This is a genomic window from Aliiroseovarius sp. xm-d-517 (assembly GCF_013283135.1).
Classification (GTDB): Bacteria; Pseudomonadota; Alphaproteobacteria; order Rhodobacterales; family Rhodobacteraceae; genus Aliiroseovarius; species Aliiroseovarius crassostreae.
The window spans coordinates 36,151-55,190 of sequence record NZ_WBXT01000001.1 but is presented as its reverse complement, the minus strand read 5'-3'; the positions used below and the strand labels follow the sequence as shown (position 1 = coordinate 55,190).

General features: G+C 60.4%; 21 protein-coding genes and 1 tRNA gene. 10 read left to right on the top strand and 12 right to left on the bottom strand.

The genetic code is table 11. From position 1 onward, the window contains the following. Positions 1-48 precede the first annotated feature (48 nt). From XMD517_RS15610 to XMD517_RS00245, 8 genes are all read right to left on the bottom strand, one after another. Positions 49-450 carry a hypothetical protein gene (locus XMD517_RS15610; protein ID WP_217360555.1) on the bottom strand — a complete coding sequence of 134 codons (402 nt, stop codon included), beginning with the start codon at positions 448-450 and terminating at the stop codon, positions 49-51. A gap of 212 nt (positions 451-662) precedes the next feature. Beyond that, positions 663-737: transfer RNA gene (locus XMD517_RS00275), tRNA-Gln, on the bottom strand. Positions 738-931: 194 nt separating this feature from the next. After that, positions 932-1,774: a 3-deoxy-8-phosphooctulonate synthase gene (kdsA, locus tag XMD517_RS00270; protein WP_173485432.1), complete on the bottom strand. Its 843-nt coding sequence runs from the start codon at positions 1,772-1,774 to the stop codon at positions 932-934. 1 nt (position 1,775) lies between these two features. Then, complete coding sequence (locus XMD517_RS00265; protein ID WP_173485431.1) at positions 1,776-3,518, bottom strand: capsule biosynthesis protein; 1,743 nt, start codon at positions 3,516-3,518, stop codon at positions 1,776-1,778. Further along, positions 3,496-4,155: an ABC transporter ATP-binding protein gene (locus XMD517_RS00260; RefSeq protein ID WP_173485430.1), complete on the bottom strand. Its 660-nt coding sequence runs from the start codon at positions 4,153-4,155 to the stop codon at positions 3,496-3,498. The genes XMD517_RS00265 and XMD517_RS00260 overlap by 23 nt, the downstream gene beginning before the upstream one ends. A 230-nt stretch (positions 4,156-4,385) precedes the next feature. Continuing rightward, a complete protein-coding gene (locus tag XMD517_RS00255) occupies positions 4,386-5,708 on the bottom strand; it encodes a Na+/H+ antiporter NhaA (protein ID WP_173485429.1) in 1,323 nt (440 codons plus the stop codon). Positions 5,709-5,851: 143 nt separating this feature from the next. After that, positions 5,852-6,898, bottom strand: coding sequence for a permease (locus XMD517_RS00250; protein ID WP_173485428.1), 1,047 nt, complete (start codon positions 6,896-6,898; stop codon positions 5,852-5,854). Between the two features lie 3 nt (positions 6,899-6,901). Next, positions 6,902-7,261, bottom strand: a complete 360-nt coding sequence (locus tag XMD517_RS00245; RefSeq protein ID WP_173485427.1) for a helix-turn-helix transcriptional regulator — start codon at positions 7,259-7,261, stop codon at positions 6,902-6,904. A 188-nt stretch (positions 7,262-7,449) separates the two neighbouring features. Between XMD517_RS00245 and XMD517_RS00240 the strand changes: the two genes are divergently transcribed. Both XMD517_RS00240 and XMD517_RS00235 read left to right on the top strand, forming a co-directional pair. Beyond that, positions 7,450-8,076, top strand: a complete 627-nt coding sequence (locus XMD517_RS00240; protein ID WP_173485426.1) for a uracil-DNA glycosylase family protein — start codon at positions 7,450-7,452, stop codon at positions 8,074-8,076. Positions 8,077-8,085: 9 nt separating this feature from the next. Continuing rightward, complete coding sequence (locus XMD517_RS00235; protein WP_173485425.1) at positions 8,086-8,895, top strand: SseB family protein; 810 nt, start codon at positions 8,086-8,088, stop codon at positions 8,893-8,895. A gap of 280 nt (positions 8,896-9,175) precedes the next feature. Here the strand turns inward: XMD517_RS00235 and XMD517_RS00230 are convergent, their stop codons facing one another. Beyond that, positions 9,176-9,415: an accessory factor UbiK family protein gene (locus XMD517_RS00230; RefSeq protein WP_055188747.1), complete on the bottom strand. Its 240-nt coding sequence runs from the start codon at positions 9,413-9,415 to the stop codon at positions 9,176-9,178. 178 nt (positions 9,416-9,593) lie between these two features. On the opposite strand from XMD517_RS00230, the gene lgt reads away from it, so the two are divergent. The 4 genes from lgt (at position 9,594) to XMD517_RS00210 (ending at position 12,961) form a co-directional block, all read left to right on the top strand. Then, the gene (lgt, locus tag XMD517_RS00225; protein ID WP_173485424.1) at positions 9,594-10,508 is read left to right on the top strand and encodes a prolipoprotein diacylglyceryl transferase; all 915 of its coding nucleotides are present in this window, start codon (positions 9,594-9,596) and stop codon (positions 10,506-10,508) included. After that, entirely contained in the window at positions 10,505-11,605 is a 1,101-nt protein-coding gene (locus XMD517_RS00220) for a class I SAM-dependent methyltransferase (protein WP_173485423.1), read from the top strand. The genes lgt and XMD517_RS00220 overlap by 4 nt, the downstream gene beginning before the upstream one ends. Before the next feature lie 81 nt (positions 11,606-11,686). After that, positions 11,687-12,466: a peptidoglycan editing factor PgeF gene (gene pgeF / locus XMD517_RS00215; protein ID WP_173485422.1), complete on the top strand. Its 780-nt coding sequence runs from the start codon at positions 11,687-11,689 to the stop codon at positions 12,464-12,466. A 351-nt stretch (positions 12,467-12,817) separates the two neighbouring features. Then, entirely contained in the window at positions 12,818-12,961 is a 144-nt protein-coding gene (locus tag XMD517_RS00210; protein WP_173485421.1) for a hypothetical protein, read from the top strand. A 148-nt stretch (positions 12,962-13,109) separates the two neighbouring features. Here XMD517_RS00210 and XMD517_RS00205 read toward each other — a convergent pair whose 3' ends face one another. After that, the gene (locus tag XMD517_RS00205) at positions 13,110-13,610 is read right to left on the bottom strand and encodes an Lrp/AsnC family transcriptional regulator (RefSeq protein WP_055188737.1); all 501 of its coding nucleotides are present in this window, start codon (positions 13,608-13,610) and stop codon (positions 13,110-13,112) included. A 274-nt stretch (positions 13,611-13,884) separates the two neighbouring features. Between XMD517_RS00205 and trxB the strand changes: the two genes are divergently transcribed. The 3 genes from trxB (at position 13,885) to XMD517_RS00190 (ending at position 17,600) form a co-directional block, all read left to right on the top strand. Next, the gene (gene trxB, locus XMD517_RS00200; protein WP_173485420.1) at positions 13,885-14,826 is read left to right on the top strand and encodes a thioredoxin-disulfide reductase; all 942 of its coding nucleotides are present in this window, start codon (positions 13,885-13,887) and stop codon (positions 14,824-14,826) included. A gap of 4 nt (positions 14,827-14,830) precedes the next feature. Further along, positions 14,831-15,337 carry an RES family NAD+ phosphorylase gene (locus tag XMD517_RS00195; RefSeq protein ID WP_173485419.1) on the top strand — a complete coding sequence of 169 codons (507 nt, stop codon included), beginning with the start codon at positions 14,831-14,833 and terminating at the stop codon, positions 15,335-15,337. A 187-nt stretch (positions 15,338-15,524) separates the two neighbouring features. Beyond that, on the top strand, positions 15,525-17,600 hold the full coding sequence (locus XMD517_RS00190; protein WP_173485418.1) for a bifunctional sulfate adenylyltransferase/adenylylsulfate kinase: 2,076 nt from the start codon (positions 15,525-15,527) through the stop codon (positions 17,598-17,600). Between the two features lie 203 nt (positions 17,601-17,803). Here the strand turns inward: XMD517_RS00190 and XMD517_RS00185 are convergent, their stop codons facing one another. Then, positions 17,804-18,031, bottom strand: coding sequence for a DUF1150 family protein (locus XMD517_RS00185; RefSeq protein WP_173485417.1), 228 nt, complete (start codon positions 18,029-18,031; stop codon positions 17,804-17,806). Between the two features lie 161 nt (positions 18,032-18,192). After that, positions 18,193-18,603 (bottom strand): Hsp20 family protein, encoded by a 411-nt coding sequence (locus XMD517_RS00180; protein WP_055188728.1) that lies wholly within the window; start codon positions 18,601-18,603, stop codon positions 18,193-18,195. Positions 18,604-18,786: 183 nt separating this feature from the next. On the opposite strand from XMD517_RS00180, the gene XMD517_RS00175 reads away from it, so the two are divergent. Further along, complete coding sequence (locus tag XMD517_RS00175) at positions 18,787-19,005, top strand: YdcH family protein (RefSeq protein ID WP_173485416.1); 219 nt, start codon at positions 18,787-18,789, stop codon at positions 19,003-19,005. Positions 19,006-19,040 lie beyond the last annotated feature (35 nt).

Genomic DNA, 19,040 nt, shown 5'->3' with positions numbered 1-19,040 from the left:
CGCTCCATAATGGCTGCGATGAACCAGAAATCCTCCGTTACGAAAACCTCAAATCTGTCCCACAAGCGCTGACGTCAGACACAACCAAGCCACATAGAGGTCCAGAACCAACACCCTAAGCTGGTTCTTAAAGGAAGTCTTCGGCTTCGGCCCCGGCCTCTTCTCCCCCTGTTTCCCAGTAATCTGCCACGGCAGGTAGTTGCTCCAGATCTCCTCCACCAAGGCCTTTACCTCGGGGTGATCAGACCAACGGTGAACGTCTATGGGGCGGGAATACCTAGGATTGCTGATCTCTGCCATGGACAAGGCCTCTTCGGGTAGCGCTTGCTTGAACCAAATGCGATTATGCTCAGGGATACAACTGCTTACAGGGCTATGTCCTATAAGAAGACCCTCTATCAGGTCTCCCTCCCAGGATATCCATCTTCTTCTTCTCTCTGTCTTATCCATTACTTATACCTATTATAGAGGGATATCCCCTCCCCATAGAGTATCTCCCCCACAAGGCAGGCCTTTTGGAGGAATGCTTAAGCAAGGGAGCAGAGAGCTTCAGAGAACCCCGACAGGCCCGAGGCCAGCCAGTTCAGAACAGGGGCATTCATGGGGGCATTTCGCCCACTCGATAGCCATTGGCCGTCTTACACTACTGATCTAAAGAGAGTTGGCTGGGGTGGTAGGATTCGAACCTACGGTACACTGTACCAAAAACAGTTGCCTTACCACTTGGCTACACCCCAGCAGTGAGCGTGTAAGTATCCAAAGCCCGATTGCGGCGCAACCCCAAAATCGCAGATTTTTTCAAAAATTATGCCGTGCTTTTCGGGCGGTAAAAATGGGGGAAAACGGGCATTCGGAGGCAAGGCATCCCTTTGCTCGGAATGGGCGCCAATCGGCTGTTATCCCAAGGGGCAAGCGTTCACTCAGGCTGCGATTACACCCCCGGAAGAGGGCGCGATTTCGCCAGCTGATCAAACGCTGCAAGGTCGGAAACAACGCCCGGCATGTCCGAAAGCGCAATCATGTTGGGGCCATCAGAGGGGGCATTGTCCGGGTCAGGATGGGTTTCGATAAACACCCCCGCGATCCCCAGCGACACCGCTGCACGCGCCAGAACCGGCGCAAACACACGCTGACCCCCGCTGGACGCGCCCTGCCCCCCGGGTGCCTGCACCGCATGTGTCGCGTCCATGATCACCGGGTAGCCCAGGCGCGCCATTGTAGGCAGGCTGCGCATATCTGTCACCAGCGTGTTATAGCCAAAAGAGGTGCCACGCTCGGTCAGCAGGATCTTGTCATTTCCCGCCCCGGCCAATTTGGCGGTCACATGTTGCATATCCCAAGGCGCCAGAAACTGCGCCTTTTTCACATTCACCACCCGGCCGGTCTGAGCTGCGGCCACCAGCAGGTCGGTTTGGCGGCACAGGAAGGCGGGAATTTGCAGGATATCTGCGACCTCAGCCACGCGGGCGCATTGCGCAGCCTCGTGCACGTCGGTCAGGACCGGGATGTTCAACGCGGATTTCACCTCGGCCAAAATGCGCAACCCCTCGGTCAAGCCCGGTCCACGCGGCGACGTCAGTGAGGTGCGGTTGGCCTTGTCGAACGACGCCTTGAACACGTAGCCCACCCCGCAATCAGCACAGATCCGCGCCATTTCACGCGCAATCTCAAGCGCGTGATCCAGCCCTTCGAGCTGGCAGGGGCCAGCAATCACGGTCAGGGGCAGATCATTGGCAATCTGCACCCCACCCGCCGTGACAACTGTAGTCGCCATGTTACGCCGAGACCTGTTCGCGCAGAACCGACGCGGTCAGCGACATCATCAGATAGATCCCGGCAAAGACCAGGAAGGAGAGCAAGGTATTTTCGAACTTGCGCGGATAGGTCGGTTCATCCGGCGCCACGGGCTGCACCCCCAGTTCCAGATAACGGGTCTGCTTGTTCGCCTCGATCCGGGCGGTTTCAAGCTGCTGGAGCGATTGCTGCATCAACAGCACACGGGTTTCCAGATTGGTCTGCGCGATGCGCAGCTGTGCATTCACCGAAGCAAGCGATCCTTCGGCCCCGTTTTCCGTCAGCTTGGCGCGCAGTTCGGCAATCAGCGCCTCCAGCCGCTGGATGTCGCCACGCGTGCCTTCAACCCGTGCTTTATTGGGGCGGGAATTGTCCAGAAGCTGTTGTAAGGTGAGGCGCTTTTCCTGCAGCTGGGTTTCGAAACCGGTGATCTGGCCCATCAGGGCGGTCGCATCCGACGTGGCATCAAACACGCCCAGTTCTTCCTGCAGCTTCAGCACCGTATCCTGGGCGGCAAGCATATCGCGTTCCGCCTCTTCATAGGTTTCGCGTGCGCCCTGCATCTGGTCGTTGCGCAGCCGCTGGGACAGGTTATCCACCCGTTCTTCGGCATAATTGATCAGGGCCTGCGAAAATTCCTGACTGAGAGCGGGAGAAGGTGCAATCACCTCCATCTTGATAATCCCCTCGGTCGGGTCATAGCCGATTTTCACATTTTTCTTATAGATCTTATAGGCTTGCTCGTTGGAGGCATCCTCCGACAAGCGTTGCAACCCGTCGATCTCATCCGTGCCGAACGCCTGTTTAAAGCCAAGATCCGCATTCAGGCGCAGCATGGCGTCGCGGGAGGTGAGATAGCTTTGCACCGTGATTGAATCCTGCGAGGTGGCCAGACCAGAGCCGGAGAAGAGCCCCCCAAGCCCGCTGCCAGCCGCCCCTTCCGATTTCTGAATGATAAACTCGGACTTGGTGGCATACATCGGCGTGGCAAGGGTGTAGAAATAGATCCCCGCCAGAAGCGTGGGCAGGAACACGAAGAAGGACAGGCGCACCAGGAGCATCGCGAGCTTTTTGCGGCGGCGCTTTGCGATATCCATCTGGATATCCATGATCGCCTTGGCGCGATCCGCGGCATCCAGGACCTGAGGCGCCGGCACTTTGGGCTTGTCCACCGTCTGGGGCAGTTTGATCTGGTCATCTTTGGCGGTTTTCTCGGGTGCGACCAGTTCCAGCATCGCGGCACGTTTGAACGGGTCAATGCCAGCCTTGCGCAATTGCAGCACCGCATCCAGATCGGACACGGCGTTGATGCCGTGTTTCTGGGCAACCCGGCGGGCCATGCGCAATTGGCGTCCCGTCAGGCCCTCAGCGCGGATCGCCGCCATTTCGGCATCCGTTGCAACCTCGGCGGCGCTGCTCACGTCACCACTCTGGGCCGAGCTCTGGGCTGACTGGCTGGCAGAAGGCGCAGCGGTGGCAAATTTTCCGGTGGGGAATCCGTCCTCATGCCCGGCCAGCGCAGCCTCTTCCATCGGGTTGAGCTGGCGCGGCGTTTGCCCACCGGGCGCCGGGCGCGACGGACGCGGCGGCGCGGCGGGTCCGTGATCTGTCGCAGCCCCTTCGCCCGGTGTCGGGCTTGGGGAAACGCTCGGGGCAGAACTCGGGGCAGAAGAAGACGCCCCACGCCGGATGCGGAATTTTTTAGCCTTGGGTTTCGTAGTCATAAAGTTGCTTCGCCTCTTCCAAGGTATCAAACATGTAGAACTGACCATCACGCAGCACAGCGGCTGAGCGGCAGAATTTTTCGATCGTCTTCGCCTGGTGCGACACGATGATGACGGTGGAGTTTTTCAGCCGTTCGGCCAGAACATCCCCCGCCTTGCGGTTGAACTCGGCATCGGTGGTCTGCGGCATCCCCTCGTCAATCAGGTAGATGTCGAAATCCAGTGCCAGCAGCAGCGAGAAGGTAAACCGCGATTTCATCCCCGAGGAATAGGTGCCAAGGGGGAAATCATAATACTCCTCCAGCCCGCACAACCAGCGGGTAAACGCCTCGATATAATCGGGGTCCAGCCCATAGAGCTGGGCCACGTAACGCGCGTTTTCCTTTGCGGAAAGCTTGCTGATCACACCGCCCATAAAGCCCAGCGGAAAGGAGATACGGCAATTGCGGATGATGTCGCCCTCATCCGGCTTTTCCAAGCCACACATCATGTTGATCAGCGTGGTTTTCCCGGTGCCATTGCGTGCAAGGATGCCGAGCGAATTGCCCAGTTCAACCCGGAACGAGGCTTTTTCAAGGATCACCTTGCGCCTTTCCCCGGTCCAGAAGGACTTGCTGACATTTACGAACTCGAGCATGCACACGCCCCGATCACTGCTGACTTGCCTGCCGCCCATTGATGACGGGCTTTCTGCGCTTTTAACACGCGCTTGGTTAACAAGGACCTATAGCGCCCCATTTAGGCAACATTATGTCTGAGGGGGCTATCAGAAGACAATGTCAAAACGAAATCCAAACCGAAGTTCCCTCCGGTTTGGGGTGTTTTTTCCATAAAATCCGAGGGAATTACCCCCGAATTGCGCAACAATCAGTGCGCATGCGCCTCTTCTTCGCTGTGTTGTTTCTGAACACTCAACAGTTTTCCCGCGGCAAATGATAGGAAAACAGCACCGAAACTGAACAGGGCGCCCATCTTGGCGGCGTCCTGCACCGCCCCTGCCGGGAAGGCGACGGAGGCCACGAACAGCGAGACGGTAAAGCCGATGGCCGAGACAAACCCCACCACCACCAGATCCATCGTGCGCATTCCCGCAGGCAGGCCCAGCCGCATCGGATAGGCGGCCAGCCAGCCGAAGAGCAAGATCCCCACCGGTTTGCCGATGATCAGCCCGGCAAGCACCAGCCAGGTGGCCTCGGAAATGGCGTTGAACTCGACCCCGGCATTCAGAAGGCCGAAGAAGAACAGCACCACTTCAACCGGCCCGGCCATCGCGTGTTCCATCTGGTTGAGCGTGTCCTTGAGGTATTTCTCGGCGTCCGAGAAGATCCCGAAGGCGCGGTCAGCATGGGGGATGGCAGGAATGACCGGCAACAGGCCCAGCGCGGGGTGAATGCCCGCCTGCGCAAACCCGTACCAGCTGACGCAACCGGCAAGCGCGTAGGGCAGCCAGCCCAGTTTCGTGCGCACCCAGGTCGAGCGGCGTCGCGCCTGGTCGCCCACATCCATCTTGCGCGGCAGCCAGTTGAATACAACAAAGGCCAGCACAGATGCCGCCACGGACAGAAGCAGCCATTCCGGGGCCAGTTCGCCCGAAGGGTAGAAAATCGCGAGGATGATCAGCCCCGCCGCATCATCGGCAATCGCCAGCAGCAGCAGGAAACGCACGGCCGGGTGACCCGCCCCAAAGACCAGACGCCCCACGAGATAGGAAAACGCGATATCGGTTGCGGTGGGAATGGCCCAGCCGCGCGCCACCGCGTCAAAAGTGGTCGACCCCAGCAGCAGCGCGATCCCCAGATAGACCGCAATCGGCCCCAGCATCCCGCCCGCCGTGGCCACCAGCGGCGTGGCCGCTTTCTTGCCGCGCAGCGAGCCGTTTTTGAGGATCACCGCCTCCCACACCTCTTTCCCTGCAATCGCAAAGAACAGCGCCATGAGCATGTCATTGACCAGATAGTGGAACGTCACCACCTTGCCTGTATCCCCATACTGGAAATACTTGGCATATTCCGTGCCAAAAGCCGTTTCCCAGTGGTGAATATCCACCCCAACCCAGCTGTTGAACCACAAAGGGTATTCAACAAAGTGATGGTAGGAATGTGCATTGGTATTGGCCCAGACCAAGGCCAGCAGCGCGCCGCTGATCAGCAGCACCGAATAGGTCGTGATGAAATTCCACACACGATACATGGTTTACCCCGTTTTTTATCGAAACAGACCGATTGCCCCTGACGGCAACCAGCCTGCTTTCTTCCATTATCCTTCCGAAATAATGCAAAGGGGCCCGTTTCTCAATGGCGCCCTCCCCAAGGCCCCCGGAAGTCGGACCCGTGTCAGATCGGGGCAACCATATTCCAGCCAAGACCGGCAAGGACCGCGCCAACGACAGCCAGCGCCAAATATGCGACAAAGACACGCGGTTTCACCAGGGCCCAGACAGCGACGGCCGCAGGGATACAGCTGACGCCACCTGCGATGACAAAAGACATCGCGGCCCCCTGGCTCATACCCTGCGCCAGCAGCGCCTCAACCATCGGCACCGCGGCATAGCCGTTGAGATAGGCCGGTGCCCCGACAAAAGCGCCCAGCAGGATTGGTCCGATCCCCTCGCCGCCCAGAACCTGGGCCACCCAGTCTGCGGGGATATATTTCAGCATCAAGGCTTCGATCAGATAGGCCAGCAACAGCCATTTCCCGAGGAAAAACGCGTTCTCAGCGGCGGTGGTGCGGAAAATCGCCCGCCGGTCCGCCTCTTGCCAGAAACGCCAGTTGATTGCGCCGGACAGAGGAGAGACCTCCTCCCCCGCCCCGCAGCCCGACGAACAACAGCTTTTCACCGGCGCGTTTTTCAACGGGTCCGCAAACAGGAAGGACCCTGCCAGCGCCTTGACCGAAAAACCGCCCATCAAGCCGATCATCACGGCGGCAAGCCCCTTGGCCAGCGCGAACTCCACCCCCAGCGTGCCTGCGGTAATCGCAAACATTGCCGGGTCCATCAGCGGCGAGGCCAGCCAGAAGGCCATGACCGCAGAAAGCGGCGCGCCCACGGCCAGCATGGCGGCGATAAAGGGGATCACTTCGCACGAACAGAAAGGCGAGATCCCGCCGAACAGGGCGGCCAGCACAATCATCCGGGTCTCTCGCCCCTCAAAAGCCCGCGCCAGAAGCGTTTCGGCATTTGTGGCTTTCAGGTAGGCCACGGCCAGAATGGCAAACAGGATGAAGGGGGCCGTATGGGCCAGCGCGCCAAACGCAAAGGTGAGGGTTGGCCAGATGTCATCCGGGGCGATGAACCAGAGAATGACAGGGATCAGGGCTGACGCCACCAGGGCGCCGTCCAGTTTCCACTTGCGCGGGGCCGTTGCAGGGATATCTGTCATGGCTCAGTCACTTTCCCTCTTCTCATCTTCGCTTTTCTCATCCACGCAATCTGCGCAGCATTCCGACAACAGATACTGCGACAGGGCCCGCATCACCTCATAATCCGCGGCCGCGCAGATGATCGAACGGCCCTGTTTCACCTGTGTCACCAGCCCGGCGGCGGCAAGGATCTTCATATGGTGGGTCAGGGTTGATCCGGTCACGCCGGACCGTTCCCCCAATGTGCCGATGGTCAGGCCGTCCGCCCCTGCACGGACCAGAATGCGCAACACGGACAGGCGTTGTTCTGAGCCCAGAGCCGCAAATTGGGACGCGGCGATGGGGGGCGAAAGCGGGCAGAGGGTGGGGACATCTATTTTCATATTTTTAGAAATATTGAAATTATGTCTTTGCGCAAGAGATATTTTCACAAGTCTCGAAATAAAGCGCCCCCACGTTCCGTGGCAACGGCGTGAAATGGAAACGCTTACATATCTCCCTTGGTCTTGGCGCCAATGCCCCCTACCCTGTTCCCACTCCGCCCCCAATTTCCACGACCCCGCCGCAAAAGATGCCCGACCCCGCCACCGACATCCCCTCTCTGACCCGCGAGCTATCTGCCTGCACACTCTGCCGGGACCGGTTTGCTGCCACCCAAACCAACCACGCCCCCCGGCCGGTGGTCTGGTTTCAGCCAGGCGTGCGCATTCGCATCATCGGCCAGGCCCCCGGAATGCGGGTTCATCAGTCGGGCCTCCCGTTTGACGACCCGTCCGGTGATCGGCTGCGCCATTGGATGGGGCTGGAGCGCGAGGCCTTTTATGATCAGCGCCGCATCGCCATCACCCCGATGGGGTTCTGCTTTCCCGGCTACTCTCAAAAAGGCGCCGACCTGCCGCCGCCAGCAATCTGTGCCAGAACCTGGAAGGCAAAGGTGGATCAGGCGCTCGGTGCGGTGCCGCTGACCCTGCTGGTGGGGGGATATGCGCAAAAAGCCTATCTTGGCGGAAAATCCAGCGTGACCGAGTGCGTTCAGGGCTGGCGCGACCATGCCCCGCACTGCTTTCCCTTGCCTCATCCGTCCTGGCGCAATACGGGTTGGTTGAAGAAGCACCCGTGGTTCGACGCCGAGCTTTTGCCCGCGCTGCGCGCCCGGATCAAAGACGTGCTGAACGAGGCACACCCCGACGACAGATAGGCGACTGACATGACCGACACCGACCTCCCCCTCGAAACCCCATTGGACCACGCCCACGGCGCGATGCAGGCAGATCTGGAAAATGATGCGGTGCGTCTGCGGTTTTACGAACGCCTCGCAGATGGAGAGCTTTTCGTTTTGCTGGCCAAAGAGGTGGCGGGGCAGGATGAGGAGATCGAACCGGAAGTGGTTGAAGTTGAAAAAGACAAGTATTTACTTGTTTTTGACACAGAAGAGCGACTTTCGGCCTTCACCGGCCACCCCTCCCCCTATGCTGCCCTGCCGGGGCGCGTGGTTGCCGGGATGCTTGCCGGACAGGGGATCGGGCTTGGGGTCAATCTGTCCGTCGCCCCCTCGTCCATCCTGATCCCGGCAGAAGCGATGGAGTGGCTGGCCACCACCTTGCAATCCGGCCCGGAAGAGATTGAGGCACGTGTGGCTGAGATCCACGCCCCCTCCGCCCCCGAGGCGCTGATCACGGCGCTGGACGCAAAGCTTGCGTCAGCAGGGGGGCTGGCCGCGATGGCCTGTCTGGCGGGGGTCACCTATGCGGACGGGCGCAAAGGCCATGTGCTTGGGTTTATTGACGCAATGGAAGGTGCCGAAAATGCGCTGGCCGGTGCGGCCAACGAAGCCCTGACCTTTTCCGGCATCGAAGCCGGACAGATGGATGTTGGTTTTTTTGCCGGTGAAGATGTGATGGCCCGCAAGCTGGTCTCTTACGGGCTGCGCTTTGACCTGCCGGTACCGGAGACGCCTGAACCGCTGAAACCCATTGCCCCCGGCTCTGACCCGGAGAAGCCGCCAATTTTGAAGTAATCGGGCCTGAAGTGGCCTGTGTGAGGTGGCCCGTCTGTCGTGACCAGTCTGAGGTGGCCTGTGCTCTGAAGCCAATCAGGGGTGCTGCCCCTCGTGCCCGCTCTCAGAGCGGACCCTCACCCCGAGATATTTGAAACAAAAAAAAAGCGACCGGGAAAAGGGAGCGGGGCCGGTCCCACCAGAGGGGCCAGAGGGGAATGGCAGCGCGACCTGAGTGGCACAGGAACTGACACCGGGGCTAACACGGCACCAGACGCGGGCAGGTGGCGAGCTTTGGGTGTTACTTGCTTTCCAGCGCCTCGATCCGGGCCTTGAGCGCCTCGTTTTCCTCGCGCGCTTTCTGGGCCATGGCGCGCACCGCATCAAACTCTTCGCGGGTGACGAGGTCACGATCCGCCAGCCAGCGGTCCATCCAGGATTTCATCGCGCTTTCGGCCTCATCCTTGGCGCCCTGAGCCACGCCCAGCGCGTTGGTCATGATTTGCGACAGGTCATCAAACATCTTGTTGCGGCTTTGCATCGGGTTCTCCTTGGGCGGCAGGGGGGCAATTGCCCTTCATGTGCGGACAAACGCTATATGGGGACAAACGCCGCCGGAGACAAGGTGATGCATGCGCCCTCGCGGGATTTCACCGTCTTGAAGGGACGGCGGCGTGCCCCCATTGACACCCGCGGGCGGGCCAGTCAGGAATGCGGCCATGATTATGGCCATCCCCTTCCCCGCCCTGACGCCCGAGATCTTTACGATCGAGCTTGGTCCGATTTCATTTGCCCTGCGCTGGTATGCGATGGGCTATCTGGTGGGCATTGCCATTGGATGGTGGATCATCGCCCAGGCGCTGAAACGTCCGGCGCTGTGGCGGGCTGGTCCGCCAATGGACCGGGCGCAGCTGGAGGATCTGGCCACCTGGATCGTGCTGGGCATTATTGGCGGCGGGCGGCTGGGCTTTGTGCTGTTTTATCAACCCGATTACTACCTGTCGAACCCGGTGGAGATCCTGAAGGTCTGGCAAGGGGGGATGTCTTTTCATGGCGGGTTCCTTGGCGTGATTGCCGCGGTGTTTTTCTGGTCGCGCCGGCGCGGGTTGCCCGTGGCATCGGTGGCCGACTGTCTGGCCATTGCGGCCCCGATCGGGATCGGGCTTGTGCGCATCGCCAATTTCATCAATGCCGAGCTGTGGGGGCGTCCGACCGACCTGCCCTGGGGGGTGATTTTCCCGGGCGAGGCCGCGCAGACCTGTGCCAACCTCGCCAACGGGGCCTGCGCCCGGCATCCAAGCCAGCTTTATGAAGCGGCCCTTGAGGGCGCCGTGCTGGCCGCCGTTCTTTTGCATCTCGCCTTCAGGTCCGGCTGGCTGAAACGCCCCGGTGCGCTGGCCGGCGGGTTTTTTCTGGGCTATGGGCTGGCGCGGTTCACGGTTGAGTTCTTCCGGCTGGCGGATGCGCAATTCATCTCGGCCGACAACCCCTATGGCCACGTGGTCCGGCTGGGGGAGTATGGCATCACCATGGGGCAGGCCCTGACCCTGCCGATGATCGTGATCGGGGCGGCCACGCTGATCTGGGCATTTCGCCGCCCGCTTGAAAATCCTGCCGGGGACCAGAGCACATGAGCGCGCACCAGATCCCCCCCTCGCTAACCGACCTTCTGCTGCGGCGCATCAACAAGACCGGGCCGATGACCCTGTCCGAGTTCATGGGCGACTGCCTGCTGCATCCGGTCCACGGCTACTATGCCACGCGCGACCCGTTCGGGCAGGCGGGGGATTTCATCACGGCGCCTGAGATCAGCCAGATGTTTGGTGAGATGCTGGGATTGTTCATGGCGCAGGTCTGGATGGATCAGGGGCGCCCTGCCCCCTTTACCCTTGCCGAGCTTGGCCCCGGTCGCGGCACATTGATGGCGGATATGTTGCGCGCCACGGCGGCTGTGCCCGGGTTCCACGCGGCGCTTGACCTGCATCTGGTCGAAGCCTCCCCCGTGCTGCGAAAGGCCCAGAGGGACCGGCTGGCCCCGGCTGCGATCACCCACCATGACGTGGCCCAGACCCTGCCAGATCAGCCCCTGTTCCTGGTCGCCAACGAGTTTTACGACGCCTTGCCGATCCGCCAGTTCATCCGTGAAGGCAAGATGTGGCGCGAGCATCAGGTCGGCGAAGAAAACGGCACATTGCGCATGGGGCTGACCGCCCCCTTGCCGCAGGCGATGCTGGACCATCGGCTGGACGATACCCGCGATGGTGATCTTGTCGAGATCTGCCCGGCCCTTGGCCCGATCACTGAAGAGATCGCCACCCGCATCAACACCTATGGCGGCGTGGCGCTGGTGATTGATTACGGCGACTGGCGCTCGCTTGGGGATACGCTGCAGGCGCTTTCGGCCCATCAGAAGGTCGGATTACTTGAAGCTCCGGGTGCGGCAGATCTGACCGCGCATGTGGATTTCGAACGCATCGCCCATTTTGCCGCGCCGCTGACCCACTCGCTCCTGACCCCTCAGGGGGTGTTTCTGGAGCGGCTTGGGATCACCGAGCGGGCACAGGCGCTGGCGGCAAAGATGCAGGGGCAGGCGCTGGAAAGCCATATCTCGGCACATCGGCGCTTGACCCATCCCGATGAAATGGGGACGCTCTTCAAAGTGCTCGGGCTGACTCGTCCGGGCGCACCGGCGCTGCCGGGGCTGGAAATGGTCCCTTCCGGACCGCGCTGAGCGCCGGGCCGTTTCGACAGACCTCACCTGACCGGTCCGATCCGACCGTTCACCCACCCGAACCAACCCGATGGTGACCTGATGATGCTGGAAATCCTGAGTTCCGACGCGCTGCGTTCCGATGCTTTGCGGCATGGGTTCTTTACCCGAAAAGGCGGGGCGTCCTCGGGGGTGTATCGCGGGCTGAACTGTGGCTCGGGCAGTCAGGACCAATCAGAGCTGGTAAAGATCAACCGTGACCGGGTGGCGGCAGCGATGGAGGTGGCTCCGGCGGCGCTGTGCGGGGTCTTTCAGGTCCATTCCGCAGATGTGGCCACAATCACCGCAGCGCAGGTTGGCGACAAACCACAAGCCGACGCACTTGTGACCGCAACACCCGGACTTGCCCTGACCATCCTCACCGCGGATTGCCAGCCGGTGCTGTTTGCCGACGCCAAGGCGGGGGTGATCGGCGCGGCCCATGCCGGGTGGAAAGGGGCGCTGGATGGGGTGTTGGAAAACACGATCGCGGCGATGGAGGCGCTTGGCGCCACGCGAGAGGGCATCCACGCCGTGATTGGCCCCTGCATCAGCCAACGCAATTATGAGGTCGGGGCGGAGTTTTTTGATAGGTTCACCGCCATCGACCCCAGCTATGGCCAGTTCTTTGTGCCCGGACAGGACACACCGGGTCAGGACAAGCGGATGATGTTCGACCTGCCCGGCTTTGGCCTGCATCGCCTGAAGGCGGCGGGCGTGGGACAGGCGAGCTGGGTGGGCCATTGCACCTATGAGGATGAAGACCGGTTCTATTCCTATCGTCGCGCCTGCCACCGGAACGAGGCCGATTACGGCCGGCTGATCTCGTCGATCCGCCTGTAGCCCCCTTTCGAAACGCCCATTGCATCAACGGGGCATCAACGCGATCCGCGCGTGTCGCGCGACACCTGCGGCCCGGTCTTCCCGAAACGCTTTCAGCCCCGCTCTGGTTCGGGGGTTCCTGCCCCGTTTTGGCCCCATTTGCGCGAAACAATCGCAACTGACACGACGAATTGGACGGGATCCCCGGGACAATTCCCTTATTTTATAAGGCTCAACCTGCGGCACAGGCCGATTGTCGCCGATTTGGCAAAAATGCCCAAGGACTGCCCAAACTGTGCCCGAATCCCTCGTTAAACCTGAGATCAACACATGATCACATGTCCCGAAGAGGGCAGAGCAATGAGGCACGACATGAGCAAGCAAGGCAAAACCCGTCCGCAAACCCGTCGCTGGATGAAATGGATCATTGAGGCCGAGGCTGACGCCTCTGCCCTGCCCTTCACCCGCGAGAACCGGAAGGCAAAGAAAGACCCAAAAGCACAGGACGCGGCGTAAGCAATATCGCTTGAGAGTGCCGCCGCAAGACAAAAGCCGCCATCCTCCCGGGCGGTTTTTGTTTGTTTGGCGGCCAGCGCACGCCCAGAACTCTTCGATATTTTTGCCCGGAGTTTTCGCAAAACTCCAGCGCGCCCTGCTCAGAAGATCAGGGCGTTTCCGCCATCCGCGCTTCCAGCACATCAAACGGCACGCCCGGTTCATCCTTGGCGCCGCGAATGACCAGCGAGGTTTTCACCGATCCCACATTGGGGGTGGTCAGCAGGTCTTCGGTCAGGAAGCTTTGGAAGGTCGACAGGTCGGGGGCCACGCATTTCAGGATGAAATCCACCTCGCCATTGAGCATGTGGCATTCGCGAACAAGGGACCATTCGCGGCATTTTCCCTCAAACGCCACCAGATCCGCCTCGGCCTGACTGACCAGACCGACCATGGCAAAGACCTGCACTTCAAAGCCCAGCGCGCGCGAATCCACATCCGCGTGATAGCCCTTGATCAGCCCCATTTCCTCCAGCGTGCGCACCCGGCGCAGGCAGGGCGGCGCGGAAATACCCACGCGCTTGGCCAGCTCCACATTGGTCATACGCCCATCGGCCTGCAACTCGGCAAGAATCATGCGGTCGATCGGGTCTAGCTTATGTCCGGCCATGCGAATTCCTTCTGGCGCCTACTCAACGAAATTGCGCAAACACTAGCCGCCCTTGGTTGCTTGCGCAACAATCTTTCGCCAAAACGCAACATTCTTGCAGATCCGACCATTCGGCAGGCAAAGACGGCACGGAACGGCAGGATCAGCGGGGGCAACGAGGAGGGGCAGACGGGGACACCACAGGGTCAACACGGGTTCAATACGGGGGCTTCCCTCGGGCCGCCTGCGCCCCTATATCCAGAGACGTTGAACAATTCAAAGCAGGAATGCCCCGATGTCCGAGACCCGCCACACCAAAGTTCTGATCATTGGCTCCGGCCCTGCCGGTTACACTGCCGGGGTCTATGCCTCGCGCGCCATGCTTGAGCCGATCCTGGTGCAGGGGATGGAACCGGGCGGTCAGCTGACCACCACCACCGAGGTCGAGAACTATCCCTCTTTCATCGACATCCAGGGGCCAGAGCTGATGATGAAGATGGAAGAACATGCGCGCACCATGGGCACCGAAATCATCGGTGACATCATTGTCGATCTGGATCTGTCCAAACGCCCGTTCACGGCCAAGGGGGACAGTGGCACGCTTTATACGGCTGACGCGGTGATTCTGGCCACGGGCGCACGCGCCAAATGGCTGGGCCTGCCGTCAGAAGAGAAGTTCAAGGGCTTTGGCGTCTCGGCCTGCGCGACCTGCGACGGGTTCTTCTATCGCGGCGAGGAAATTGTCGTAGTGGGCGGCGGCAACACCGCAGTCGAGGAAGCGCTGTTCCTGACCAAGTTTGCCTCCAAGGTCACCCTGATCCACCGCCGCAATGAGCTGCGCGCCGAAAAGATCCTGATCGACCGGCTGATGAAAAACGAAAAGATCGTGCCGCTCTGGGATCACACGCTGGAAGAGGTTGTGGGGGATGAAAACCCGCTGGGTGTGACCGGTGTGCGCGCCAAACATGTCGAGACCGGCGAGATCACAGAGATCCCGGCCAAAGGCGTCTTTATCGCCATCGGCCACGCCCCCGCGAATGAGCTGGTCAAGGACACGCTGGAAACCCATATGGGCGGTTATGTGGTGACCAAACCCGACAGCACCGCCACCTCGATCCCCGGTGTCTTTGCCGCGGGCGACCTGACCGACCACAAATACCGTCAGGCGGTGACCTCGGCCGGTATGGGCTGTATGGCGGCGCTTGAGGCAGAGCATTTCCTGGCTGAGCAGGAGTAAACAGGTGGGCCTGTCTGTGCCCAGCTATTTCAAACCGGTGGTGGGGCGCTTCTGGCGCGCCACCTTTCAGGGGCAGGAGGCCCGGCTTCTTTCCCCGGCCCGCGCCCCAAACGGGCGCTGGCATCATGATGGCGAGAACGCGCTTTACCTCTCCGCCACGCCAGAGGGGTGCCGCGTGGCGGTCAAGGCCTATCAGCGCCCCGATGATCCGCCCCGCGTCATTTTCCCGCTTGAGGTCTCTGCCACGCATATCGTCGATCTCTGCGCGCCATCCGTGCGGGACGCCCTGGGGATGTCTCTTGAGCGGATCCATGTCTTCTGGGCCGATTTACACGCTCAGGGGCAGTTCCCGCCAACATGGGAGATCAGTGACCAGCTTCGCGCAGCCGGGGCGGAGGGCATACTGACCCCCTCCCGCTCTCGCCCGGAACTGACCCATCTGACCCTGTTTCGCTGGAACGAAGACCATGCGCCTGCGGTGCGGGGGACACAGAACCCCATTCCGTTCTAGGCGTTTGAACGACGGGCAGCCGCCCGGCGTGTTCCAAGGCGCACGCGTGTTTTGGAACACTGTTCCCCCAATCCCACACTTGGCACTATTTCCCCCCCAATCGGGTCATTTACTCTAATTATGTCTTTTCGTATGCGGGCGTTCATGCAATGCGTTCACGCGTGAACACACTTTGAGTCGAACCAGAATGCCCGCCACACCGCCCCCCTCCTCACCTACGGAAGACGATCTGCGCTTCCTTCTGCTGCGCCAGCTGGACGCAGCGCCGGAAGGCTCGCAACGCGCGATTGCCGCGGCGGTGGGGATATCACTCGGTCGGTTGAACGGACTTCTGCGTGCCACCGCCGATCAGGGGCTGATCCAGATTGGAAAGCGGGGCGGACCGGACAAGCGGCAACGTTTTTCCTACGTCATCACCGCCAAAGGGGCCGCAGAGAAAACCCGCCTCAGAGATCAATTCCTTGCCCGCAAATTTGCCGAGTATGACGCGCTGCACGCCGAATTGACCGGTTCGTCCAGCGGTCTTTCCCCTTTGAAACACAGGACACATCCCATGCAAGACAACCTGACCCCCATCCCCGAGCTGTATGTCTCATATGAAAGCGCGCAGAAGCTGAAAGTTGAAGCCGCTGACCTGACCAGCCACGACCTCAGCCCGCGTCAGATCTGTGATCTGGAGCTTCTGATGAACGGTGGCTTCAACCCGCTCAAGGGCTTTCTGAGCGAGGAAGATTACAATGGCGTGGTGGAAAACATGCGCCTGGCAGATGGCTCGCTCTGGCCGATGCCGATCACCCTGGATGTGTCGGAGGATTTCGCGAACTCCATCGAATTGGGGCAGGACATTGCGCTGCGCGATCAGGAAGGTGTGATCCTGGCCACGATGACCGTGACCGATCGTTGGGAACCCAACAAGGCGCGCGAAGCCGAGAAGGTGTTTGGCGCAGATGACGATGCGCACCCGGCAGTGAACTATCTGCACAATGTGGCCGGTAAAATCTATCTGGGCGGCCCGATCGTGGGTATCCAGCAACCGGTGCATTATGACTTCCGCGGCCGTCGCGACACGCCGAACGAACTGCGGTCGTATTTCCGCAAGCTGGGCTGGCGTCGCGTGGTGGCGTTCCAGACCCGCAACCCGCTGCACCGCGCCCACCAGGAACTGACCTTCCGCGCTGCCCGTGAAGCACAGGCCAACCTGCTTATTCACCCGGTTGTCGGCATGACCAAACCGGGCGATATCGACCACTTCACCCGCGTGCGCTGCTATGAGGCGGTGCTGGATCAATACCCTGCCGCCACCACCACCATGTCGCTGCTGAACCTGGCGATGCGCATGGCTGGCCCGCGCGAAGCGGTGTGGCACGGCCTGATCCGTAAGAACCACGGCTGCACCCATTTCATCGTCGGCCGTGACCACGCAGGCCCCGGCAAGAACTCGGCCGGTGAAGATTTCTACGGGCCCTATGACGCGCAGGACCTGTTCCGCGAGCATGAGGCCGAGATCGGCATCGAAATGGTTGACTTCAAGCACATGGTTTATGTGCAGGACCGCGCCCAATACGAACCCGCCGATGAGATCGAAGACAAGGACAACGTGACCATCCTGAACATTTCCGGCACCGAGCTGCGCCGCCGTCTGCAGGAAGGTCTGGAAATCCCGGAATGGTTCTCGTTCCCGACCGTTGTGGAAGAGCTGCGCAAGACCAAGCCGCCGCGCGCGGAGCAGGGCTTTACCGTGTTCTTCACCGGCTTCTCAGGCTCAGGCAAATCGACCATTGCCAACGCGCTGATGGTGAAACTGATGGAAATGGGCGGTCGCCCCGTGACCCTGCTGGATGGGGACATCGTGCGCAAGAACCTGTCGAGCGAGCTGGGCTTCTCGAAAGAGCACCGTGACCTCAACATCCGCCGCATCGGCTATGTGGCCTCCGAGATCACCAAAAACGGTGGTATCGCGATCTGCGCCCCGATTGCCCCTTACGCCACCACCCGCCGCGCGGTGCGTGAAGATATCGAGCAATTCGGTGCCTTTGTCGAAGTTCACGTGGCCACATCGATCGAGGAATGCGAACGCCGTGACCGCAAGGGTCTCTACAAGCTGGCCCGCGAAGGCAAGATCAAGGAATTCACCGGGATTTCCGATCCCTATGACGTGCCGGTGAACCCGGAACTGACGGTGGAAACCGAGAATGTCGAAGTGGACAACTGCGCCCACCAGGTTCTCTTGAAGCTGGAAAGCATGGGTCTGATCAAGGGCTAAGCCCCTGCCCCGAATGCCCACCAGAAAACAGAAAGGCCAGAGCCCCGCTCTGGCCTTTTTTCATTTCGTGTTTCTTTAAAGCGTTTCGGTTTTAACCTGATACAGGGGAAAATCGAAACGCGGTAAGAGATATCAATGTCGTGGGCGTTTCGGAATAAACATGTGTGTCAAGTTTCTCCCGAAACGCTTTAGGAGCGGCGCGATCAATGCACCGCAACCGGGGTCAGATCATGCTGCCGCGCCAGCGCAAAGGCCAGACGTCGGCCCTGCACCACGGCCAGGCATTCCCCATCCTCATGATGCACCGAATAAAGCCGGTCCATGCCTTCCACCTGTGGGCGCATCTCTTCAGGCAGCTCTTCCGGCAAGACCGAGCGGATATAGACGGTCCGGCTTTCGACTTCGGGCAGGAATTCAAATGTAGCATCCATGATGGGCCTCCTTCCTTCTCAAGCGTCAAAGGGCGCTTACGCCCCCCGTTTTCACAGCGGCGGAGGGGGGTTATTACAGATATGGGGTCCGGCGCAGGCCATTGCCCGTCCGATAACATCAGAGTGATTGCAGATTGATGTGGGTTTAACGCAGCGTCCGCTCAGCGTTTGTTGATCTGGATCGTCTGCACCACCTGCTCAGGCTCCGCGCGTTCCAGATCAATATGCAGCAGTCCGTTTTCGGTGGAGGCCCCCACCACCTCGACGCCATCCGCCAGCACAAAGCTCTTCTGGAACTGCCGCCCGGCAATACCGCGATGCAGGAAAACACGATCCTCGCTGGTCTCTTTCTGCGCACCGCGCACCACCAGCTTGGCATTTTCCACCGTGATCGAGAGGTCCTCATCGGCAAAACCAGCCACGGCCAGAGAAATCCGATAAGCGCGCTCGCTCACCTGTTCGATATTGAAAGGGGGATAGCCATCCTTGGATTTGGCGGCTTGTTCCACCATCCGCTCCAATTGCTCAAATCCCAGCAGGAACGGGTGGGTGGCCAGGGTCATCTTGGTCATCAGTCGGTCCTTTTTCACGATAAAGCGACACGTGGTCGGGGTCCCGATCGGCAACCCCTCCGGGTAAATATGGGGCGGGGCGCGATCAGGTGCAAGGGGGGCCGCGCTGGCACGGCTTTTCCTTGGCGTTAACGGTTTTGCGCGATAAGCTCTTACCACCACTTGGGAATCGACCTGCTGACCATGAGCAATGCCAAAGAAATGAAAACCAATGACGTGCTCCGGGTGGAGCTTGAGGTTTTCAAAGCGGAACACCGTGATCTTGACGAAGCCATCCACGCGCTTGAGGAAAGCGGGCGGGCGGATCAGTTGCGGCTGAGGCGGTTGAAAAAGCAAAAGCTGGCCCTGAAAGACAAGATTGCCCGGATCGAAGACAAGCTGACCCCGGATATCATCGCCTGATCCTGCAGGGCGCGCGCCCGCCCATATTCGTGTCA